The organism is Cohnella silvisoli (genome assembly GCF_021190915.1).
Lineage (GTDB): Bacteria > Bacillota > Bacilli > Paenibacillales > Paenibacillaceae > Cohnella > Cohnella silvisoli.
Genome location: NZ_JAIOAP010000006.1, coordinates 37,191 through 57,674, shown reverse-complemented (window position 1 = coordinate 57,674; position 20,484 = coordinate 37,191). Strand labels below are relative to the sequence as shown.

Annotated in this window: 15 protein-coding genes and 1 other annotated feature; of the genes, 14 read left to right on the top strand and 1 reads right to left on the bottom strand. The window is 52.2% G+C overall.

The annotated features are described in order from the left end of the window. Positions 1-103: 103 nt before the first annotated feature. The 11 genes from lonB (at position 104) to hemB (ending at position 13,227) form a co-directional block, all read left to right on the top strand. A complete protein-coding gene (gene lonB / locus K7P76_RS13035; protein WP_232185739.1) occupies positions 104-1,867 on the top strand; it encodes an ATP-dependent protease LonB in 1,764 nt (587 codons plus the stop codon). A 122-nt stretch (positions 1,868-1,989) separates the two neighbouring features. Then, positions 1,990-4,440, top strand: a complete 2,451-nt coding sequence (gene lon, locus K7P76_RS13030; RefSeq protein ID WP_232185738.1) for an endopeptidase La — start codon at positions 1,990-1,992, stop codon at positions 4,438-4,440. Between the two features lie 18 nt (positions 4,441-4,458). After that, a complete protein-coding gene (yihA, locus tag K7P76_RS13025; RefSeq protein ID WP_232185737.1) occupies positions 4,459-5,103 on the top strand; it encodes a ribosome biogenesis GTP-binding protein YihA/YsxC in 645 nt (214 codons plus the stop codon). Between the two features lie 152 nt (positions 5,104-5,255). Further along, the gene (locus tag K7P76_RS13020; protein WP_232185736.1) at positions 5,256-5,846 is read left to right on the top strand and encodes a non-ribosomal peptide synthetase module; all 591 of its coding nucleotides are present in this window, start codon (positions 5,256-5,258) and stop codon (positions 5,844-5,846) included. Positions 5,847-6,177: 331 nt separating this feature from the next. Then, positions 6,178-6,579, top strand: coding sequence for an adenosylmethionine decarboxylase (gene speD / locus K7P76_RS13015; RefSeq protein ID WP_232185735.1), 402 nt, complete (start codon positions 6,178-6,180; stop codon positions 6,577-6,579). A 224-nt stretch (positions 6,580-6,803) separates the two neighbouring features. Then, entirely contained in the window at positions 6,804-8,213 is a 1,410-nt protein-coding gene (gene hemA, locus K7P76_RS13010) for a glutamyl-tRNA reductase (RefSeq protein WP_232185734.1), read from the top strand. A gap of 28 nt (positions 8,214-8,241) precedes the next feature. After that, a complete protein-coding gene (gene ccsA, locus K7P76_RS13005; protein WP_232185733.1) occupies positions 8,242-9,063 on the top strand; it encodes a cytochrome c biogenesis protein CcsA in 822 nt (273 codons plus the stop codon). A 15-nt stretch (positions 9,064-9,078) separates the two neighbouring features. Continuing rightward, positions 9,079-9,735, top strand: a complete 657-nt coding sequence (locus K7P76_RS13000; protein WP_232185732.1) for a precorrin-2 dehydrogenase/sirohydrochlorin ferrochelatase family protein — start codon at positions 9,079-9,081, stop codon at positions 9,733-9,735. A gap of 3 nt (positions 9,736-9,738) precedes the next feature. Beyond that, a complete protein-coding gene (gene hemC, locus K7P76_RS12995; protein ID WP_232185731.1) occupies positions 9,739-10,677 on the top strand; it encodes a hydroxymethylbilane synthase in 939 nt (312 codons plus the stop codon). A 4-nt stretch (positions 10,678-10,681) separates the two neighbouring features. After that, a complete protein-coding gene (gene cobA / locus K7P76_RS12990; RefSeq protein ID WP_232185730.1) occupies positions 10,682-12,232 on the top strand; it encodes a uroporphyrinogen-III C-methyltransferase in 1,551 nt (516 codons plus the stop codon). A gap of 5 nt (positions 12,233-12,237) precedes the next feature. Further along, positions 12,238-13,227, top strand: coding sequence for a porphobilinogen synthase (gene hemB / locus K7P76_RS12985; protein ID WP_232185729.1), 990 nt, complete (start codon positions 12,238-12,240; stop codon positions 13,225-13,227). 1 nt (position 13,228) lies between these two features. On the opposite strand, the gene K7P76_RS12980 is transcribed toward hemB, so the two are convergent. Then, complete coding sequence (locus K7P76_RS12980; RefSeq protein WP_232185728.1) at positions 13,229-13,891, bottom strand: Crp/Fnr family transcriptional regulator; 663 nt, start codon at positions 13,889-13,891, stop codon at positions 13,229-13,231. A 101-nt stretch (positions 13,892-13,992) separates the two neighbouring features. On the opposite strand from K7P76_RS12980, the gene hemL reads away from it, so the two are divergent. From hemL to K7P76_RS12965, 3 genes are all read left to right on the top strand, one after another. Continuing rightward, positions 13,993-15,294 (top strand): glutamate-1-semialdehyde 2,1-aminomutase, encoded by a 1,302-nt coding sequence (gene hemL / locus K7P76_RS12975; protein ID WP_232185727.1) that lies wholly within the window; start codon positions 13,993-13,995, stop codon positions 15,292-15,294. 819 nt (positions 15,295-16,113) lie between these two features. Continuing rightward, the gene (locus tag K7P76_RS12970) at positions 16,114-17,334 is read left to right on the top strand and encodes a LysM peptidoglycan-binding domain-containing protein (RefSeq protein WP_232185726.1); all 1,221 of its coding nucleotides are present in this window, start codon (positions 16,114-16,116) and stop codon (positions 17,332-17,334) included. A gap of 133 nt (positions 17,335-17,467) precedes the next feature. Then, positions 17,468-17,727 (top strand) — a binding site (T-box leader). A gap of 81 nt (positions 17,728-17,808) precedes the next feature. Further along, positions 17,809-20,475 carry a valine--tRNA ligase gene (locus K7P76_RS12965; RefSeq protein WP_232185725.1) on the top strand — a complete coding sequence of 889 codons (2,667 nt, stop codon included), beginning with the start codon at positions 17,809-17,811 and terminating at the stop codon, positions 20,473-20,475. The last annotated feature ends 9 nt before the right edge of the window (positions 20,476-20,484 follow it).

Here is a 20,484-nt window from a genome sequence, read left to right as displayed (position 1 = left end):
GGCTTTCGGGCAATACTACCAAGTATAGCCCGGGTGCCGGTTTTTTTGTCTTTTATGAACAAAGCTGTGCCGACCTAAGGCGTGATCGGGGAGGATGATTCAGATGACTTTAAGTTCGATTCTTATGCTAGTCCAAGTGTTTTTTGCCGTCGTTATCGGCATTTATTTTTGGAATTTGCTGCGTAATCAGAAGAACAATCGTAGCGCGGTAGATCGGGAGTCGCGCAAAGAAATGGATAAGCTGCGCAAGCTCCGTTCCATTTCCCTGACTAAACCGCTCTCGGAGAAAACAAGGCCTGCAACGATTGCCGATATCGTCGGGCAGAAGGAAGGCTTGCGCGCGCTCAAGGCAGCTCTCTGCAGCGGCAATCCTCAGCACGTTATCGTGTATGGGCCTCCAGGCGTCGGCAAAACGGCCGCAGCGCGGGTTATTCTGGAAGAAGCCAAGAAAAACAAGCTCTCGCCCTTTCGCCAGGAAGCCAAATTCACGGAAATCGATGCCACGACGGCCCGGTTTGACGAACGCGGCATTGCAGATCCTTTGATCGGATCCGTGCATGATCCTATCTATCAAGGCGCGGGAGCGATGGGAGTTGCGGGAATTCCGCAGCCCAAGCCCGGAGCCGTCACGAAGGCTCATGGAGGAATTCTGTTCATCGACGAAATCGGCGAGCTTCATCCGATTCAGCTGAACAAGCTGCTCAAAGTGCTCGAGGACCGCAAAGTTTTCCTGGAAAGCGCGTATTATCACGCGGAAGATTCCAACATCCCTATGTACATTCACGATATATTCCAAAACGGGCTTCCGGCGGATTTCAGGCTTGTCGGAGCGACGACAAGGTCGCCCGGAGATCTTCCGCCCGCGCTTCGCAGCCGTTGCATGGAAGTGTATTTCCGTCCGCTTCTTCCCGATGAAATCGGGCAAATCGCCGAGAACGCCATTAACAAAATCGGCTTTACTCCAAGGCAGGACACGCTTGATGTCGTAAAGCGATATGCAACTAACGGCAGGGAAGCCGTTAACATTATCCAACTGGCCGCCGGGCTTGCTTTATCGGAAAATCGCGGTGAAATAAGCGCGGCCGACGTGGAGTGGGTCGTCAACAGCAGCCAGCTTCCGCCTCGTCCGGATCGCAAGGTGCCGGCCAAGCCGCAAATCGGTCTTGTTAATGGATTAGCCGTGTACGGCCCTAGCATGGGGGCGCTGCTTGAGATCGAAGTAACCGCGATTCCCGCCGTTTCCGGCCGAGGTCAATTCAATATCACGGGAGTCGTGGAGGAAGAAGAACTTGGTGGAGGGCAACGGACTTTGCGCCGCAAGAGCATGGCCAAAGGATCTCTGGATAACGTTCTTACGGTGTTGCGTCGGAACGGTTTCCAGCCGGAAAACTTCGACCTGCACATTAACTTCCCCGGAGGAACTCCGGTTGATGGGCCGTCTGCCGGAGTAGCGATGGCTGTTGCCATAGCTTCGGCAATGACTAAGCAGCCGGTCGACAACAAACTGGCAATGACCGGCGAAGTCAGCATACATGGAAGCGTGAAGCCGGTAGGCGGAGTTATCGCCAAAGTCGAAGCGGCATTCCAATCCGGCGCGGAAACCGTTCTTATTCCGAAAGAAAACTGGCAAGCGATCTTCGAAGGGCTGGAAGGCGTCAAGGTCATTCCGGTAGATCGGATGGAGGACGTATTCCGACACGTGTTCGGAGACCATATGGTCAGGATGGAGCCCGAGTGGCAAATTAACGATTTGCCCGTTGCCGCGGATGCCTTCGCCGCAGCTCCTGCAGGATCCGTTCTTCACGCGGGCAATGTGGGTGCCAAAACTCCCGCATTGGACGGATCGCCCCATGCGGTTGAAGGATAAACTCATTAGAATTTGGAAATTGCCGCCCGCTTGGGCGGCCTCTTTTTTGCGGCGAGCGAATACATTTGATACAATGACTGGAGTATTTGAAATCCGTACCAGAACAGCGAGGTGCATCTATAATGGGTTCGAGCAAACAGAAAAGCCGTTCCATACCCCTGCTGCCCCTAAGAGGGCTGCTCGTGTATCCAAGTATGGTGCTACATCTGGATGTAGGCCGGGAGAAGTCCGTCAAAGCATTAGAGCAGTGCATGATCGACGATCATATGATCTTGCTGTGCTCCCAGTCGGAAATTAATATCGAAGAGCCGACGCAGGAAGACATCTATCAAGTCGGAACGATAGCTAAAGTCCGCCAAATGCTGAAGCTGCCTAACGGAACGATCCGAGTTCTGGTGGAGGGCGTCAACAGGGCGGAAATCGAGCAATATTTGCCGAACGACAATTATTACGAGGTTCTGGCCCACGAGTTGCATGAAGGACAGACGAACGATTCTGAGCTGGATGCGCTGATGCGTGCAGTGCTTAGCCAGTTCGAGCATTATATTAACCTATCCAAGAAGGTGACGCCGGAGACGCTCGCCGCCGTTTCGGACATTGAGCAGCCGGGTCGATTGGCCGACGTGATCACCAGCCATCTGTCGCTGAAAATAAAAGACAAGCAAGAAATTTTGGAAACCGTCGAGGTCCGTCCGCGCTTGGAGAAGCTGCTCGATTTTCTCAACAACGAACGCGAAGTGTTGGAATTGGAGCGGAAGATCAGCCAACGGGTCAAGAAACAAATGGAGAAGACGCAGAAGGAATATTACCTTCGTGAGCAAATGAAAGCCATTCAGAAGGAGCTAGGGGATAAGGAAGGCAGGGCCGGGGAAGTCGAAGAACTTAGAGCCCAGTTAACCGAAGCCGAGCTCCCGGAGAAGATCGCAGCCAAAGTCGAGAAGGAAATCGATCGTCTGGAAAAAATGCCGGCTTCATCGGCTGAGGGCGCTGTCATTAGGACGTATGTCGAGTGGCTGCTTGCTTTACCATGGAGCAAGATGACCGAAGACGACCTCGACATCGCTAACGCCGAGAAAATCTTGAATGATGAGCATTATGGCCTCGATAAACCGAAGGAACGCGTGCTGGAATATTTGGCCGTTCAGAAGCTCGTCAAGAAGCTTAAGGGACCGATTCTTTGTTTAGTAGGTCCGCCGGGAGTCGGTAAAACCTCGCTCGCCAAATCCATCGCGAAGTCACTTGGTCGCGAATTCGTGCGGATTTCCCTTGGAGGCGTAAGGGATGAAGCGGAAATCCGCGGTCATCGCCGTACTTACGTGGGGGCGATGCCGGGACGCATTCTGCAAGGAATGCGCAACGCGGGATCGGCTAACCCTGTGTTCTTGCTGGACGAAATCGACAAGATGGCCATGGATTTCCGGGGCGATCCTTCCTCCGCGTTGCTGGAAGTTCTCGATCCCGAGCAGAACGCGACGTTCAGCGATCATTATATCGAAATGCCGTTCGATCTTTCCAACGTCATGTTCGTGACGACGGCTAACGTTGTTCACAATATTCCTCGGCCATTGCTGGATCGCATGGAGCTGCTTCATGTGCCCGGCTATACAGAGCTTGAGAAGCAGCAAATCGCCGAGCGTCATCTTCTGCCGAAGCAGAAGCGCGATCATGGTCTGGAAGAGGATCAACTCGTTCTGGAAAGCGATGCATTAATGTCCTTGATCCGTCATTATACAAGGGAATCCGGCGTTCGCAATATGGAGCAGCAGTTGGCCTCGATATGCCGGAAAGCGGCCAAGGCGATCGTGGCGAACCCCGAGTCGGCTCCGTTCGTCGTAGACGCTGAGAAGCTGAAGGAGCTTCTCGGACCTCCGAAATTCCGCTATGGAATGGCGGAAGTAGAAGACCAGGTCGGTGCGGTCACCGGACTTGCTTGGACAGAGGTAGGCGGAGATACTCTTGTTATCGAGGTGACGGTCATGCAGGGCAGCGGGAAGCTGACTTTGACCGGTCAACTGGGCGACGTGATGAAGGAATCGGCGCAAGCTGCATTCAGCTATACGCGCAGCCGTGTAAAGGAGCTGGGCATCGATCCGCAGTTCCATGAGAAAACCGATATCCATATTCATATTCCCGAAGGCGCCATTCCTAAGGATGGACCGTCCGCGGGAATTACGCTGGCAACGGCCCTGATCTCTGCGTTAACGAACCGGAAAGTGGCCCGCGAGGTGGCGATGACCGGTGAAATTACCTTAAGAGGCCGCGTTCTTCCGATCGGCGGGCTGAAGGAAAAATCGTTAGCCGCTCATCGGGCCGGAATAACGAAAGTATTGATGCCTCAAGATAACGAACGCGATTTGCGGGACATTCCCGAAAGCGTGCGCGCGAATATGACGTTCGTACCCGTCGCGCATATGGATGAAGTGCTGCGGCATGCTTTGTCTGAGCCGCTCAGCCCGCAATCCAGCACTTCCACGGTCGGACAGGAAGAGAACGGCCTGAAGGCGGACAATCCAGTTATTGGGCCTGCCGTAAACGATGAGACTGAGGATACGCCGCCGCTCGGTACACACTGATAGGAGACCTTTTGTATTATGAAAATCAAGCAAAGCGAATTTGTCATTAGCGCGGTTGGTCCAAGCCAATATCCGGAAGATGGTATTCCGGAGGTGGCTTTGGCCGGCCGTTCCAACGTAGGAAAGTCCTCCCTTATTAATAAAATGCTGCTCAGGCGCAATCTGGCGCGAACGAGTCAACAGCCTGGTAAAACTCAAACGCTTAACTATTACAAAATCAACGGAGAGCTATACTTCGTTGATTTTCCCGGTTACGGGTACGCTAAGGTATCCAAATCCGAACGGGAAGCATGGGGCAAGATGATCGAGCGTTATTTAAGGGGACGAGATCCTCTTAAGCTCGTGTTGCAACTGGTCGACTTGCGGCACCCTCCCTCCGCGGAAGACCAAAGGATGTACCAATGGCTATCCCATTACGAAATTCCGATGACCGTCGTGGCGACCAAAGCGGATAAAGTATCTCGCTCGCAATGGCCTAAACACATGAAGATCATTCGCCAAACTTTGGGGATGCCCGGACATGTTCCTCTTATTTTATTTTCCTCCGAGACGGGACAAGGAAGGGACGAATTATGGAGCATGATCATGCAATCGGCAGAAATACCGGTTAATCCCCCCTCTGAACCCCCTAACATCGTGCAGGAAACCGAGGATAACGGGTAAAAGGTTGGAGGAATCGCGGGAGGAATCGTTTTTTGCGGGTTTTTTCCGGGAAAATCACGTTCGGGCGAGAGGAAACGGTTTTTGAATTATCGTATAATAAGGATAAGTATCGAGTAAGACAATCGCAAGACAATGGGAATTGAGGAGATTTTATGGCTCAACGGGTAGCCACGGAGTATGTCAATGCCAGCCTGTCACTGACGGAAGCCGAAATGCCGAGATTGATCTCCTTGTGCGAAATCCAGCAGCTTAGGCTGCAAGTATTTATACTGGATAACGGCAATCAGGAGGTCGTGCTAGAAGATGACGCCGGCGGAGAATCCATTCGCCTGACGTTCGAGCGCACGAACGGGGAGTACCGCTGCGTACTGTCATGCCGTGTCGTTCAACCTAAGCTAACCAATACTTTGCGTAAACTGGTTGCTTCATACAAAGGCGATGCGGTCGTAAATCGGATTTATCCTTCTTATACGATGGTTTATCATTACATTCGAGGAGCTGTCGTGCGCATCGTGGAGAGCAAGGGAACACTGCTGCGGACAGTTTTCGAGCAACGGGATACGGTAGGAAGATTAGAATCGCAATTTCATTTATGCTCGGTTGAGGAAGAGATTAACCGATTGCGCGGTTCCGTGAACGAATTGCTCGACATTCGCAATCAGACGAAGGAACCTGAGATGATCGTCGAAATCGATCAAAGGCTGAAATACCATAGCCGTCTTCTGTTCGCCCTAGAGGCTTGAACCCAAATTACGAATGATAACAAGGGGCCATATTCATGGCTCTTTTCTTTTTTTGCAACGTAATCAGGGGTGAAAATGCCTCTGTGAAAGCGTTGCTGCCAATACCGGAAAATCCTAGTCGGGGTGCGGGAAAATCGAATCTTTTTACGAACAAAAAAAACTGTTGCATTTAACCCGGATAGATGTTATTTTTAGATTCGTTGACAACACAATAGGAACCAGGATTCACTCAAGGAATGCGGTGAGAGCAAATTCCCTCCAAGTGAATGACGTAGGTCCTAGCGGATGAAATCAGTTTCACATTTTATTCCTAGGAAGGGGGAACCGAAAGATGGAATACTCAACTTTCGGACGGCACGTTGCGATTGATACATGGGGAGGAAACATTGATCTATTGAATAGTGCAGAACTTCTCCAATCGCACATGGTGGAAGCAGCCGAAGCATGCGGCGCGACAGTTCTCTCGGTTCAAGCGAAACAATTCGAACCACAAGGCGCAACGGTATTGGTATTGCTGTCGGAGAGTCACATCTCCATTCACACGTATCCTGAGAAAGGTTTTGCCGCGATCGATTGTTATACGTGTGGCGAGACCGTGGATCCGCAAGCGGCGATTGACTATTTGGTCAGTGTCCTTAAACCGGAAAAAACTTATGCGAAGAAATTGATCCGCGGACTCGGTGAAATGCAAGTCGTGGAACCGATGATGAAGCAGGTTGAACTCGTAAAATAAGAATGCTGTGCAAGTAAAAAAGCCATGCGGCCATCGCCGCATGGCTTTTTCATATCTTTAGGGAATAGTAAGGCAGATAGACGTCGACAATAGAGACAAGACTGCTAACTCCGTTTTCATAAAGTATTCATATTTGAGGGTAATGAGGTCGTCTATTTATGCTATAATAATCGTTGACGTACAGGCCAGCCCCTACTCCCATGCAGAAAGTCAGGTGAATGCTCATGCATCTAATCGTTGTCGGATTAAACTACCGTACTGCCCCCGTTGAAGTACGCGAACGTTTTGCTTTGTCGGAACGGGAGATGCCGCTTGCGCTGCAGGCGTTAAAGCAAACAACGGGCATTCTCGAGGGAGTTATCGTGGCTACCTGCAATCGGACGGAATTATATGCGGTCGTGGATCGGCTCCACTTGTGCGGGCATTATATTCGCGCTTTCATGGAGCAATGGTTCAAGATTCCGCGCAAGGATTTCAACTCCCATCTATACATGTATGAAGATGATCGAGCTGTTGAGCATTTGTTCCGGGTAACTAGCGGATTGGATTCCATGATCATCGGCGAAACCCAAATTCTAGGCCAAGTTAGGGATGCTTTCTTGCTCGCCCAGGAAGAGCAGGCAACGGGTACTTTGTTTAATCGCTTGTTTAAGCAAGCGATCACCGTCGCCAAACGGGCGCATTCCGAGACATCGATCGGGGAAAGCGCCGTATCGGTCAGTTACGCGGCGGTGGAACTCGGCAAGCGCATATTCGGTCGTTTCGACGATAAGACGGTTATGATCGTAGGAGCCGGCAAGATGAGCGAATTAACGGCGCAGCATCTTCATTCGAACGGTGCCAAGGAAGTGCTGGTCGTAAACCGGACATTGGAGAAGGCCGAGGAGTTGGCCGAGAAGTTTCAAGGGACCGCAATGCCATTGGATGAAGCGCTGAGCAGGTTGAAGGATGCGGACATCATCATCAGCAGCACTGGGGCGGAGAAGTTCGTCATTACTCGCAAGCATATCGAGGCGGCGATGGCAGCACGCAAGAAAAAGCCGCTGTTTCTTATCGATATTGCCGTGCCAAGGGACATCGAGCCTGCGTGCGGAGATATTCCTAACGTTTTCTTATATGATATCGATGATTTGGAAGGCATCGTGGAAACGAACTTGGCCAAGCGCCGGAAGGAAGCCGCGATTATCGAAGAAATGATAGCCGACGAGCAGGAAGCTTACCGGCAGTGGTATGCGACTCTCGGGGTCAGTCCTTTAATCCGGGCTTTGCAGGAGAAAGCCGCCGCCATTCAGGAAAACACGATGGAAAGTTTGTTCCGTAAGCTGCCGGAGCTTGACGATCGACAAGTAAAGGTCATTCGTAAGCTAACCAAAAGCATTGTCAATCAAGTGATCCACGATCCTATCTTGCGAATTAAGGAGCTTGCCGCCGACAAGCGCAGCGACGAGGCGTTAAAGCTATTCGTTCAGTTGTTCGCTTTGGAGGACGAGGTAGCGCACTTGAAGGCGGAGGAGAGGGCCGAGGAGAAATCCCGGAAGGAACTCGTTCCTTCCGCTAAAGGCACGGCGGCGAATACGGCTTCCGTCATGGATGTGGAGAAATTGCTGTCGCAGCTAGCTGGAGCGCTTCGATAAAGCAAGGAATACGGGAGGCGCTGCCCCCATGGTAACGCAAGATTGGTTAACCGACGCCGTACTTTATATTTACGCCCTGAGTTTGCTTTTTTTCGTGTCCGACGCCGCTTCCGGCAACCGGAGCGCGCGAAAGGTAGGCACAGGGCTCCTTGTTTTTGTTTGGGTTCTGCAAACGGCCTTTTTATTAGTGTTGTTATTCGATCGGTTTTCCGTCCCGGATCTTACTTTAAGAGAGTATTTGTTTTTCGTATCTTGGCTGCTCGTCTCCGCTTCCTTCTTATTGAATCGGGTCATTCGGGCAGAACTGCTCGTTCTTCTAGTCAACGTAGTCGGATTTGCCGTTCTAGCCTTGAATATGATCGAGCGCCCTAAGCAACAGTTGGAGCTCGCGCCATGGGAAGTCGCGAGGCGGCTGCTTATCGTTCATGTCGGCTTGATTACGCTGGCGTTCGCGGTATTAACGATAACGGCGCTGCTCGGTTTGATGTACTTATTTCTCCATCGTCGGCTGAAAGCCAAAAAATGGACGCACATGATGACCAAGATGCCGAGCCTCGAATGGATCGATCAATATGCGTATCGCGCCGGGCTGATCGGAATTCCGCTGTTGCTCTTATCCTTATCTACAGGAACGGCAGCACTGTTGCTTGAAGGCAGTCCGGCCCGGTTGCTGGACGAGAAAGTGCTATTGTCGTTCGCCGCAGGGGTTATCTATATTTTATATTTGGTGCGCGGATTTAAATCGCGCGACGACGGCGCCAAGCTGGCTATATGGAATTTGTTGGGGTATGCTTTATTGGTTGCGGATTTTTTCGCGAGCTCCCTATCTTCATTCCACCGTTTGCTGTGAGAGGAGCCCACACCCGTGTCGCAATGGTATCCCATCATGCTCAAGGTTGAAGGACGGAAATGCGTCGTGATCGGCGGAGGTTCCGTTGCGCAGCGTAAAACGGCAGGACTTCTGGAAGCGAACGCTATCGTAGAAGTCATCAGTCCGCGGGTTACGCCAAAGCTGCTCGAATGGGCGGAAACCGGTCGTTTGCGTATTCGGGAACGAGAAGCGCAAGAAAGCGATATCGAGGGCGCTATTCTTGTGTTCGCGGCAACCGATCGACCAGAGATTAATAAGTGGGTAGCGGAAGTCGCGGAGAAACGCGCTATTCCCGTTAATGTGGCGGATGATGGCGATGAGGGCGATTTTCTTGTTCCTGCGGTCTTGCGGCGAGGGAAACTGGTTCTAACGGCTAGTGCTTCCGGTGCCGGTCCAGCGTTAGCCTCCCGAATCGTTAAAGAGTTAGCGGATCAATATGGACCTGAATACAAGGAAAATATAGAAGCTTTAAAAGCCATTCGCGCTATCGTTAAAGCGGAGGTATCTGATTTATCGGATAGGCGCGCTCTTCTGCAAGCAGCCGTTACGGACGAGGCGCTCGAGGAATGGCGTTCAACAGACTGGATTCAAGACAAGGACAGGCTGATCGCCCGATTGCGACAAAGGCTACATGACCGGAGGGATACATAAGATATGCGCAATATTATTGTCGGAACAAGACAGAGTACGCTCGCGCTTACGCAAACGAATCAGACGATTCAACTGTTGAAGGAATTATGCGCCAGAGATGAGCTAGCTTATACGTTTGAAGTCAAGCCGATCGTAACTCGCGGGGACCGCATTCTGGACGTCACCTTATCTAAAGTTGGCGGCAAAGGTCTTTTCGTCAAGGAGATCGAAGAAGCGCTTCTTAATCAGGATATCGATTTGGCTATTCATAGTATGAAGGACATGCCATTCGAGCTTCCCGAGGGATTAACGATCGGGGCTGTTCCAAAGAGAGAGGATCCTCGCGATTGTCTGATAAGCAAGGATGGCCGCACCTTGGCACAATTGCCTCAGGGTGCGCGGGTAGGAACGAGCAGTCTTCGCCGATCCGCTCAGCTGCAAGCCTACCGTCCGGACCTTAGAATCGAATCGATGCGCGGCAACATCGATACTCGGCTGCGCAAGCTTACGGAGGAAGGGTTTGACGCCATTCTTCTCGCAGCGGCCGGATTGCATCGGATGGGATGGAAGGATCGTATCACGGAATACCTTTCCCCGGACGTTTGTTTGCCTGCCGTAGGGCAAGGCGCTCTGGCGATCGAATGCCGGGGCGACGACGTCGACGTGCTCTCATTGCTCAGTCGGCTGAATGACACGGCTACCGAGCGGACGGTAGCCGCCGAACGCCGCTTGCTTGGTTTGCTGAACGGAGGCTGCCAAGTGCCCATCGGTGCCTATGCGCAATTGAAGACGGAGGCCCCCGATGCTGAATTGCTATTGACCGGGATGGTAGCATCTCCGGATGGGACTCGGATATTAAGGGAAACCTCCACTGGCTTGGAGTCGCTGCAGGTCGGTTCTGAGGTTGCCCATGCTTTGCTTCGTCTTGGCGCGGACAGTATTCTGGCGGAAGCGAGGGAATAAGGGGATGAACAAAGGTAAAGTCTATTTGGTCGGCGCAGGCCCGGGCGATCCGAAGCTGATTACAGTACGCGGGCTGGAGGCGCTTAAACGTTCCGATGTCATCGTGTTCGACCGTTTAGCGGGTCCTCAGTTGCTTAACCATGCGCGACCGGACGCCGAGCGTATCTACGTCGGGAAGCTTCCGGACCGGCACACGATGAAACAGGAGGAAATTAATCAACTGCTCGTTGATCTGGCTCTCCAAGGCAAAACCGTCATTCGATTAAAAGGCGGCGACCCGACCGTTTTTGGACGCGTGGGTGAGGAAGCCGATTTATTGCAGAAAAACGGCATTTTATTCGAGATCATACCGGGCATTACCTCGGCAATAGCCGTACCGGCATATGCGGGCATTCCCGTCACTCATCGTGATTTGGCCTCTTCCTTTTCCGTCATAACCGGTCATGAAAGCCCGGACAAGCTCGATCATTCGATCTATTGGGATAAAGTTACGAATGCGACCGGTACTCTTGTATTTCTAATGGGCGTTGCCAAAATAGATTATATAAGCGAGCAATTGATCAAGCACGGACGTTCGCCTGCGACTCCCGTTGCACTCGTGCAATGGGGTACGAGGGCCGAGCAGAGAACGCTTGTGGGGACGCTCGAGGATATCGCCGACAAAGTAAAGGCAGCCGGCCTGAAGCCGCCCGCGGTTATCATCGTCGGGGAAGTGGTACATCAGCGGGAAACCTTGTCGTGGATCGAAAACAAGCCTTTATTCGGTCAACGGGTGCTCGTTACCCGAGCCCGTTCGCAAGCGAGCGAGTTGCTCGCCAGAATCGATGATCTTGGCGGGGAAACTTACGAATTTCCCGTTATCGAAACGAGATTGCCGCAGACGGAAGAAGCCGCGGAAGCGATTAGGAATGCTTTCGCGCAAGCGGAATCCTATGATTGGGTCATACTGACGAGCGTGAACGGGGTGGAGTATTTCTTCGCATGGCTGGATCGCTTCGAGATCGACATTCGCCGCTTCCATAAGGCGAAATTCGCCGCTGTTGGCCCTAAGACCGCTGAAGCGCTCGCCATCCGCGGAATACGGGCCGACTTGCTTCCGGAAAGCTACCGTGCGGAAAGCTTGCTTCAAAGCTTGGACAGCCTGTTGTCCCCAGGGCAAACCGCCTTGCTTCCTAGAGGCGATCTGGCCAGGGAAACATTGCCGAAGGAATTGAAAGAACGCGGCATAGCAGCTGAAGAAATAGACGTCTACGAGACGATACTATCCGCTCCCCGAGACTTGTGGCTGCCCGATATGCTGGAAAACGGCGAAATCCACGTCATTACTTTTACGAGTTCGTCAACGGTCGTTAACTTACTCGAAGCGCTTCGTCGGTTAGGGGTGCAAAACCCGGCGGAAGCGTTAAAAGATATTGAAATCGCTTGTATTGGACCGGTTACCGCCCGGACGGCCGAAGAGAACGGGTTAAAGGTGACGATCGTGCCGGAGAAATCAACGATTGATGGATTGGTGGAGGCGCTGGTGGACAAACGGCGCTCCGCGAAAGGAGAATGAGGACTGTGGCTTTTCCGTTAGTGAGACACCGTAGATTAAGAAGCACGGCAGGCCTGCGCAACCTGGTGAGAGAAACAAACCTTTCGGTTAACGACTTTATTGCGCCTATTTTCGTGACGGAAGGTTCCTTGATCAAGGAAGAAATATCGTCGATGCCCGGCGTCTATCATTGGTCGCTCGACACGATGGAGCAAGAGCTTGAAGAGTTTGCGGAGCTAGGCATTCAAGCGGTTCTAGTTTTCGGAGTACCCGAACACAAGGATTCAACGGGTACGTCGGCTTATGACGAAAATGGAATTGTACAAAAGGCCATTCGTAAAATTAAAGCATTACATCCCGAAATGGTCGTAATCGCCGATACCTGCTTGTGTCAGTTCACGGATCATGGCCATTGCGGGGTCGTTCACACGACGGAGTGCGGTGCCGAAATCGGCAACGACGATTCCTTGGAATTGCTAGCCAAAGCGGCGGTATCGCAAGCCAAAGCCGGGGCTGACATTATCGCGCCGTCTAATATGATGGACGGTTTCGTATCCGCAATTCGTCACGCTTTAGACGAAGCCGGATTCGCGAATACGCCGATTATGTCTTACGCGGTCAAATATTCGTCGGCTTATTACGGCCCATTCCGCGAAGCAGCCCATTCCACGCCTCAATTCGGAGACCGCAAGACTTATCAGATGGATCCAGCCAATGCGAGGGAAGCGCTGAGGGAAGCGCAGTCCGATGTGGAAGAAGGCGCGGATTTCCTTATGGTGAAGCCGGGACTTGCTTACCTTGACATCGTCAGGATGCTTAAGGATCGTTATTCCTTGCCTATCGTCATCTATAACGTTAGCGCGGAATACTCCATGGTCAAGGCGGCAGCCCTGCAAGGGTGGATTGACGAGAGGGCAATCGTGCTGGAGACGTTAACCGGCATGAAACGCGCGGGTGCGGATTTGATCATCACTTATCACGCCAAAGACGCCGCGCGTTGGCTGCGGGGCAACTAACCTACCCGCGCAGCTTCAATAAGTTAAGCTTGTACTCGTTAATGCCGAATTGAAGAACGCCGCGCTGTTCCAATTCTCGGATCACTTCGGATAAAACCGGTTTGGTTACGCCGGCCATCTGCGCAAGCTCGTCATAGTTAAGGGCCATGTGGATGGAGATCAGGTTTCCGTCGCGCTTGCCGTTCTTGTTGGCAAGGGTGATCAGGTTCTTGAGTACGCGAGTTCGCCCGTCAAGGAAGGTTAGATCGTTGACGTGCTCATTCGTTTGCCGCAGACGCCTGCAGAGCTCGGCTAATATCCCGCGTGTAATGTCGAAATGAGTTTGCATCAACGCCATGAATTGCTCGGAGGACAGCTCCAGCACGGTCGTCGTTTCTAAGGTTTGCGCGGAAGCAGAGCGCGGACGGCCATCCAAGAGAGACAGCTCTCCGAAGCTTTCGCCGCTGTTGACGAGAGAGAGCACTTTCTCTTCTCCGGTGTTGCTTTTGGTGAAAAGTTTAATGGAACCGGCCAAGACGACGTAAAAAGTCAACCCCATTTCTTTCTCATGAAAGAGGATCGATCCTGCCGTAATCGTGCGCCTGTTGGCAATTCTAAGAATGTGCTCCAATTGTTCGTCGTTTAGGTTGTCAAATAGCGATACTTTTTTCAGCCACTCGATCATGGATATTCCTCCTGTTACAGTAAGACGCATTAGATATTTATGCTTGTCTTACCTAAGTTTACCACAGCCTTTTCCAATCCAGATAGTAGGATGTGACGAATATGAGCGAAAATCATCGAACTCGCGTAGACTCCCGCTCCAAAGCCGCTTTTGAACGCGCGAAACGTGTCATACCGGGGGGCGTCAACAGTCCTGTCCGTGCTTTCAAGTCGGTTGGTCTTACTCCTCTAGTTATTGAACGGGGGGAAGGCAGCCGCATCACGGACATCGACGGTCAAACGTATATCGATTACGTGCTTTCTTGGGGACCGTTAATCGCGGGCCATGCTCACCCTGAAGTCGTCGAAGCCATTAAACGGACGGCGGAAAAAGGGACGAGCTTCGGCGCTCCGACCGAGCTTGAGACGTTAATGGCCGAGCTCGTGTGCGAACGCGTGCCATCGATTGACGTCGTGCGCATGGTCAATTCCGGTACGGAAGCGACGATGAGCGCTTTGCGGCTAGCCCGCGGTTATACGAGGCGGAGCAAGATCCTGAAGTTCGAAGGCTCTTATCACGGCCATGCCGACAGCTTGCTCATTAAAGCCGGTTCCGGCGTTGCGACTCTGGGATTGCCTGATAGCCCGGGGGTGCCCGAAAGCGTGGCGGTGCACACGCTGACGGTTCCTTATAACGACTTAGACGCGGTTAAGTTGGCTTTTGAACGCTATGGCGAAGAAATCGCTGCGGTCATCGTTGAACCGATCGCCGGCAATATGGGCGTCGTGCCTCCGCTTCCGGGATTTTTATCCGGTTTGCGCGAGCTGACGACGACTTATGGCAGCTTGCTTATTTTCGACGAAGTCATGACGGGGTTCCGGGTTCATCGCAATTGCGCGCAAGGACTGTACGGCATTACGCCTGATTTGACTTGCTTGGGTAAAGTTATCGGCGGCGGCTTGCCTGTCGGAGCTTACGGCGGGAGAAGAGAAATCATGGATCACATGGCTCCGGTCGGTCCGATCTACCAAGCGGGGACGTTATCCGGAAATCCGCTCGCCATGGCTGCGGGGTACACGACGCTTAAGCTGATGACCGAGGAAGCTTACCAGCATTTGGAGCAGCTTTCGATTCGGTTGCAGGCTGGCTTGGAGAGCAACGCGCGCGAAACGGGCATCCCGATGACCCTCAACCGCGTCGGTTCAATGGTGTGCCCTTTCTTTACGGACAAACACGTCATCAACTACGAAATCGCCAAAACTGCGAACACGGAACGGTTCCGCACCGTATTCCGCAGGCTGCTGGACAACGGCGTAAACATTGCCCCGTCTCCGTTCGAAGGTTGGTTCGTGTCCACCGCTCACAACAATGACGACATCGACGAAACCATCTCATCTCATCGAGCGGCACTTCTCAAACTATAATAAATAGCAGCAAACAGGCCCCCTCAAGCTCCGGCGAGAGGAGGCCTGTTTGTTTGTTATAGGTTTGGCAGTATTCGATTAAGCCGCTGTAGCGGCTTGGAGCAAGAGATTGGGGGTTTGCGCTCGCAAAAGTCGGTTTTTCCGACTATGAGCAGTGTGTTACCGGGTTTGCGCTCGTAAAAGTCGGTTTTTCCGACTATGAGCCAGGTGCTGCAAGGTTTGCGGTCGTAAAAGTCGGTTTTTCCGACTATGAGCCAGGCGCTGCGAGGTTTGCGCTCGTAAAAGTCGGTTTTTCCGACTATGAGCCAGGTGCTGCCGGGTTTGCGCTCGTAAAAGTCGGTTTTTCCGACTATGAGCACAGTGTTACTGGGTTTGCGTATGTTATGGGTTGGAACAATGGAATTAAGCCGCTGCTGCGGTACAAAAAAAGGGGGTTGGAAGTAGGAGTGAATATGAAAAAGGGTAAGAGGGTATCTCCTGTAAGAGTTTACGTCCGCCTGGGAGCCCATTGCCACCTTATAATCTCATCAAGGCAATGGAGTAGCTCCCGGGGCCCCCGCAAAGTAATCGGAATATGCTTCGACAGCATTATCGTCACTTTGTGGGGTAATAGAGTTGCGGCTGGAAGGAGATACCCTCGTCCCTGATCATTAAATTCACAAGCACCCATCTTTAATACCTAACTGCCCCCCGCCAAAAAGCCAAGGGGTTGTTTGCTTTTTCAGTCATGCCCGCCTTTAGCCGGCATATAGATAATTAGTGAATTGTAAAGGCCCCGATCCTATTATCGGGCGCACATGCCGAAAGGAGGACTTCGTCGTGACGGACCAGTTGAACGGGTTGCGATTCGATATTTACGAACGTGTGCATCTGCCTGACGATGTAGCCGCTATTGATGAGTTGGAAGAAATCGAATTGGTGCCCCATATGCAGGCGCTGCCTCAGGACAACCAAGTATTGTTAAGAGGTCATTTGCTGCTTTCCGGGATTTATCGAACGCAAGATTCCGCGGAGGTATCCCAGTTGGAGCATTGGATACCGGTCGAGATATCGTTGCCTCTGAACCGGATTCAAAGCGTGGAAGAGCTAGCCGTGGAAATCGATAATTTCGACGTTGATTTGCTCACGACCCGATCCCTAAACGTGACGGGCGTATTGGCTTTGCGAGGGCTGCAGGTGCAAGCTCCGCAAGTTCCAATCTGGCGGGACGACAGCTTTACGGTCGTGCATCAAGCGCAGCCAGAGTTGGATGCGGAAGCGGGGGAACAGCTGCAAATACGGGACGACCAACACTCGGGTGAAGCGGAAGAACTGTCGGTTAGCGACTACGATTCTGAAGGAACTGACACGGAGCTTAATGAGCTTGAACGCGATGACGATTGGAGCCTGCAATCCGAGACGGAAGCTTTATCCAAAGCAACCGATAAAGAAAGCAATTGGTTAGCGATGTTTCAGCACTTAGAGGAGTCGAGGAAGGACCAAGAAACCCATTCCGAGGCGACCGCTAACTACGATCCATACGCTGCTTCCTCATGGGGAGACGTTACGAATGAACGCATTGAGGAGCAGGCATTCATACCGAAACCGGAACTGAGTCCCGAACCAAGGCCTGAATCGGAACCGGCAGCAGAAATCTTGGTCGAAGAAAAAACGGATATGAAAGTCGCGCTAGGCGGTAAATCGCTGGATTCGATGGTACGTCAGCAATCCGGAGTCGGCCTGTTGTCCCAATTGGGGGAAAAAGGAGCAAAGCGCGAGGCTGAGCTCAAAATTTTAGAGGCGGCCGAGGCGGAAGAAAAGGCTCTAGCCGCGAGCAACTCAAGTCTCAGCTCGGGAGACGAGCTCGAATGGACGCGGCTGTTCCTGACGAACGGCGCACAAGCGCATTCCTTCCGCAAAGTAAAAATGTGTATCGTCCAGCGGGAGGAAACGCTCGATTTAATTGCCACGAGATACAACGTTCAGCCTCGGGAGCTGCAGCTTTACAACCGATTGCACGATCCTTACTTATCGGAAGGCCAAGTCCTGTATATCCCATAACGAGCAATTCCGACTTCTTTATCTTTAACGGCTAATTGAAAAGGCTTTTCTTCGTTTCTAAATTTATTTGGAGACGGGGATTAGCCTTTTCCCCTTGTATTGACTCTCCTACGTACGGCGGGTAAAATAGGTAAGAAAGACACGGATAGGGAAGAGTACGCAGTTTAACCCTTCAGAGAGCGGAGTCGCTGCCACGCAGCGCTGAGAGGTTCCGCGGGACAACAAACTGCTGCAAGTCGCCCTGGAGTTTCCTGCTTGAAACGGTCGTCCAATATAAGACGATCCAATAGAACAGGACGGTAGCAACCGTTATTTTGCGACGAGTGCCGCGGCGGCGAACGATGCCCTGCGGAACGAAGGTGGTACCACGGGAGTTTACCTTTCGTCCTTTGCGACGGGAGGTTTTTGTGTTTTTCAGACGATTAACCCGTAACATAGCGGTCGAATTTGTGTCTTATGGAGGTTGTGTCTCTCATGTCCGAATCCCAAGAACGTCTAAACGTCGAAATGCCGACGACTTATGATCCAAAGAGCGCAGAACGTAAATGGTATGATGCTTGGCTGCGCAACGGGTATTTTCAAGCTGGACGACGTCCCGATGCCCCTAAATATACGATAGTCATTCCGCCTCCGAACGTAACGGGAATGCTGCATATCGGTCATGCTCTCGATTTTACTTTGCAGGACATTCTTATCCGCTTCAAACGGATGCAGGGGTTTGACGCGTTATGGCTGCCGGGTACCGATCACGCCGGAATCGCCACCCAGACGAAGGTGGAACAGAAGCTCCGCGAGGAAGGCAAAAGCCGTTACGACCTTGGCCGGGAAGTTTTCCTGGAGAAGGTATGGGAATGGAAGGAACACTACGCCGGAACGATCCGCGAGCAATGGTCCAAGATGGGCCTCAGCCTCGATTATTCCCGTGAGCGATTTACGCTGGACGAAGGATTATCGCAAGCTGTCCGGGAAGTGTTCGTACGACTATACGATAAGGGCCTAATATATCGGGGCAAAAGAATCATTAACTGGGATCCCGTGGCGCGTACCGCCCTTTCCGATATCGAAGTAGAACACAAAGAAGTAAACGGGCATCTCTATCATCTCCAATATCCGTTAGCTGACGGAAGCGGATCGATTACCGTAGCGACGACAAGACCGGAAACGATGTTAGGCGATACCGCCGTTGCCGTTCATCCCGAGGATGAGCGCTACAAGCATCTGATCGGCAGAATGATCCTGCTTCCGATCGTCAATCGGGAAATCCCGATCATTGGCGATGAATATGTCGAGAAGGACTTCGGAAGCGGAGCAGTTAAGATTACTCCCGCGCACGATCCAAACGACTTCGAAGTCGGTTCGAGGCATGAGTTGCCGCAAATTACGGTCATGGACGAAGGCGGCATTATGAACGAGAACGCCGGTCCGTACCAAGGGATGGATCGCACGGATTGCCGTAAAGCGATCGTTAAAGATCTGCAAGAGCAAGGGGTTTGCATTCAAATCGAGGACCATGTGCACCAAGTTGGGCACAGCGAGCGCTCCGGCGCCGTTGTCGAGCCGTATTTGTCCACGCAATGGTTCGTTAATATGAAGCCGTTAGCAGAAAAAGCGATCGATTCCCAGAAGTCGGGGCAGGGCGTTAACTTCGTGCCGGATCGGTTCGAGAAAATATATTTGCACTGGATCGAGAATGTCCGCGATTGGTGTATTTCCCGTCAGCTGTGGTGGGGCCACCGAATTCCGGCATGGCATCACGAAACGACGGGTGAGATCTTTGTCGGCATAGAAGCTCCGGAAGGAGCAGATCAGCCGAATTCGCCTTGGAAACAAGACAACGATGTGTTGGATACTTGGTTCAGCTCCGCGCTTTGGCCGTTTTCAACGTTAGGATGGCCGGAAGATACCGAAGATTTGAAGCATTATTATCCAACAGGTGTACTCGTTACCGGCTATGACATTATTTATTTCTGGGTCGCACGGATGATTTTCACCGCGCTCGAGTTCACGGAACAAATTCCGTTTAAGGACGTTCTTATTCACGGTCTTGTTCGGGACGCGGAAGGCCGCAAAATGTCCAAATCGCTTGGAAACGGCGTCGATCCGCTCGACGTTATCGAGCAATATGGCGCGGATGCGATGCGTTTCATGATTTCTACGAGCAGCACTCCGGGGCAGGATTTGCGCTTTCGGTTCGAGAAGGTCGAGCAAGCGCGCAACTTCGCGAACAAGATATGGAACGCTTCCCGTTTCGCTTTAATGAATCTGGAAGGCTTCACTTTCGACCAAATTGATCTGAGCGGCGAGTTGTCGACGGCTGACCGTTGGATTTTGCACCGCTTCAACGAAACCGCACGGGACATAACCCGTCTGATGGAGAGCTACGAATTCGGCGAAACCGGCCGTTTGCTATATAACTTTATTTGGGATGACCTGTGCGATTGGTATATCGAGTTTGCTAAGCTTACGCTCTATGGCGATAATCCGGATGCGAAGCGCAGTACGCAATCGGTGCTCGGCTATGTGCTGGATCGCACGATGCGTCTGATCCATCCGTTCATGCCGTTCCTGTCCGAAGAGATTTGGCAGCATCTTCCGCATGAGCCGGGGGATACGATCACTCTGGCTGCTTGGCCGGAATATCGCGCCGATTTCGAAGCCGTGAATTCGGTTAAAGAAATGGAACTGCTCATGGAGGTTATTCGCGCGGTACGCAACGTTCGTGCGGAAGTGAACGTGTCGCCGGGCAAGAAGATCGAATTGCTGCTCAAGCCGACGGGAGATGCGGAAGAAGGCATTTTCCTAAGGAACGAAATCTATGTCCAGAGGTTCTGCAACACATCGGCTTATACGCTCGATCGCGGATTAACGCCGCCGGACAAAGCGATGACGGCGATTATTACGGGAGCCGAGCTATACTTGCCGCTGGCGGGTTTAATCGATATCGGTCAAGAAATTGCCAGGCTGACCAAGGAAGTCGACAATTTGAACGCGGAAGTGGAGCGGGTGGAGAAGAAACTGTCCAACGAAGGTTATATCGCCAAAGCTCCGGCGAACGTTGTCGAGCAGGAACGGATCAAAGGCCTGGATTACCGGGACAAAAGGGATAAAGTTTTGGCGCGTATCGCCGAGCTTCAAGGATGACGGGAGGAC